Origin of the sequence: Nocardia otitidiscaviarum NBRC 14405 (genome assembly GCF_000308635.1) — a bacterium.
Classification (GTDB): Bacteria; Actinomycetota; Actinomycetes; order Mycobacteriales; family Mycobacteriaceae; genus Nocardia; species Nocardia otitidiscaviarum.
Map to the genome: position 1 here is coordinate 1 of NZ_BAGD01000060.1, position 2370 is coordinate 2370.

The window sequence follows — 2370 nt, forward strand, 5'->3', positions numbered from 1 at the left end:
GAGTCGCATGCTATGGACCCGAAGCGGAGTGATCTACCCATGGCCAGGGTGAAGCGACGGTAAGACGTCGTGGAGGCCCGAACCCACTTAGGTTGAAAACTGAGGGGATGAGCTGTGGGTAGGGGTGAAAGGCCAATCAAACTCCGTGATAGCTGGTTCTCCCCGAAATGCATTTAGGTGCAGCGTCACGTGTTTCACGCCGGAGGTAGAGCTACTGGATGGCCTAGGGGGCCCACAAGCTTACCGAAGTCAGCCAAACTCCGAATGCCGGTGTGTGAGAGCGTGGCAGTGAGACTGCGGGGGATAAGCTTCGTAGTCGAGAGGGAAACAGCCCAGATCGCCGGCTAAGGCCCCTAAGCGTGTACTAAGTGGAAAAGGATGTGGGGTCGCAGAGACAACCAGGAGGTTGGCTTAGAAGCAGCCACCCTTGAAAGAGTGCGTAATAGCTCACTGGTCAAGTGATCCTGCGCCGACAATGTAGCGGGGCTCAAGTACACCGCCGAAGCCGCGGCAGTCACACATGTACATTCCCTTCGGGGCAGTGGTGTGGCTGGGTAGGGGAGCGTCGTGTAGCCAGGGAAGCAGCAGGGTGACCTAGTTGTGGAGGCTGCGCGAGTGAGAATGCAGGCATGAGTAGCGAAAGACGAGTGAGAAACTCGTCCGCCGAATGACCAAGGGTTCCTGGGCCAGGTTAATCCGCCCAGGGTGAGTCGGGACCTAAGACGAGGCCGACAGGCGTAGCCGATGGACAACGGGTTGATATTCCCGTACCCGTGTATCCGCGCCCAATGGCGAATCAGTTGTGCTAACCGTCCAAAACCCAATAGACCACCTTCGGGTGGCTGGAGGGGGCTGCACGGGACCCTGATTGTAGTAGTCAAGCGATGGGGTGACGCAGGAAGGTAGCTGGGCCAGGTGATGGAATACCTGGTGTAAGCCGGTAGGGCGAGACGTAGGCAAATCCGCGTCTCATACAGCCTGAGAGGTGATGCGTAGCCGATTGAGGCGAATTCAGTGATCCTATGCTGCCGAGAAAAGCCTCTAGTGAGTTGGTACACGGCCCGTACCCCAAACCGACACAGGTGGTCAGGTAGAGAATACTAAGGCGATCGAGAGAACTGTGGTTAAGGAACTCGGCAAAATGCCCCCGTAACTTCGGGAGAAGGGGGACCACGGCTGGTGACGGAACTTGCTTCCTGAGCTGGTGGTGGTCGCAGAGACCAGAGAGAAGCGACTGTTTACTAAAAACACAGGTCCGTGCGAAGTCGTAAGACGATGTATACGGACTGACGCCTGCCCGGTGCCGGAAGGTTAAGAGGACCGGTTAGCGAAGCAATTCGCGAAGCTGAGAATTTAAGCCCCGGTAAACGGCGGTGGTAACTATAACCATCCTAAGGTAGCGAAATTCCTTGTCGGGTAAGTTCCGACCTGCACGAATGGCGTAACGACTTCTCTGCTGTCTCAACCACAGACTCGGCGAAATTGCATTACGAGTAAAGATGCTCGTTACGCGCGGCAGGACGAAAAGACCCCGGGACCTTCACTATAGCTTGGTATTGGTGTTCGGTACGGTTTGTGTAGGATAGGTGGGAGACTGTGAAAGCGGCACGCTAGTGTCGTGGGAGTCGTCGTTGAAATACCACTCTGATCGTATTGGACCTCTAACCTCGGACCCTGATCGGGTTCAGGGACAGTGCCTGGTGGGTAGTTTAACTGGGGCGGTTGCCTCCCAAAATGTAACGGAGGCGCCCAAAGGTTCCCTCAGCCTGGTTGGCAATCAGGTGTCGAGTGCAAGTGCACAAGGGAGCTTGACTGTGAGACAGACATGTCGAGCAGGGACGAAAGTCGGGACTAGTGATCCGGCACCGGCATGTGGAAGCGGTGTCGCTCAACGGATAAAAGGTACCCCGGGGATAACAGGCTGATCTTCCCCAAGAGTCCATATCGACGGGATGGTTTGGCACCTCGATGTCGGCTCGTCGCATCCTGGGGCTGGAGTAGGTCCCAAGGGTTGGGCTGTTCGCCCATTAAAGCGGCACGCGAGCTGGGTTTAGAACGTCGTGAGACAGTTCGGTCTCTATCCGCCGCGCGCGTTAGAAACTTGAGGAAGGCTGTCCCTAGTACGAGAGGACCGGGACGGACGAACCTCTGGTGTGCCAGTTGTTCCGCCAGGAGCACTGCTGGTTGGCCACGTTCGGAAGGGATAACCGCTGAAAGCATCTAAGCGGGAAGCCTGTTCCAAGATGAGGTTTCTCACCCCCTCGAGGGGGTAAGGCCCCCAACAGACCATTGGGTTGATAGGCCAGAACTGGAAGCGCGGTAACGTGTGGAGGTGACTGGTACTAATAGGCCGAGGACTTACCAACAAAG

1 rRNA gene is annotated in these 2370 nt (G+C 56.5%); it reads left to right on the top strand.

The features are described from left to right. Nucleotides 1-2366: ribosomal RNA gene (locus ON31_RS11195) — 23S ribosomal RNA — on the top strand; the annotation flags it as partial. Nucleotides 2367-2370: the final 4 nt, after the last annotated feature.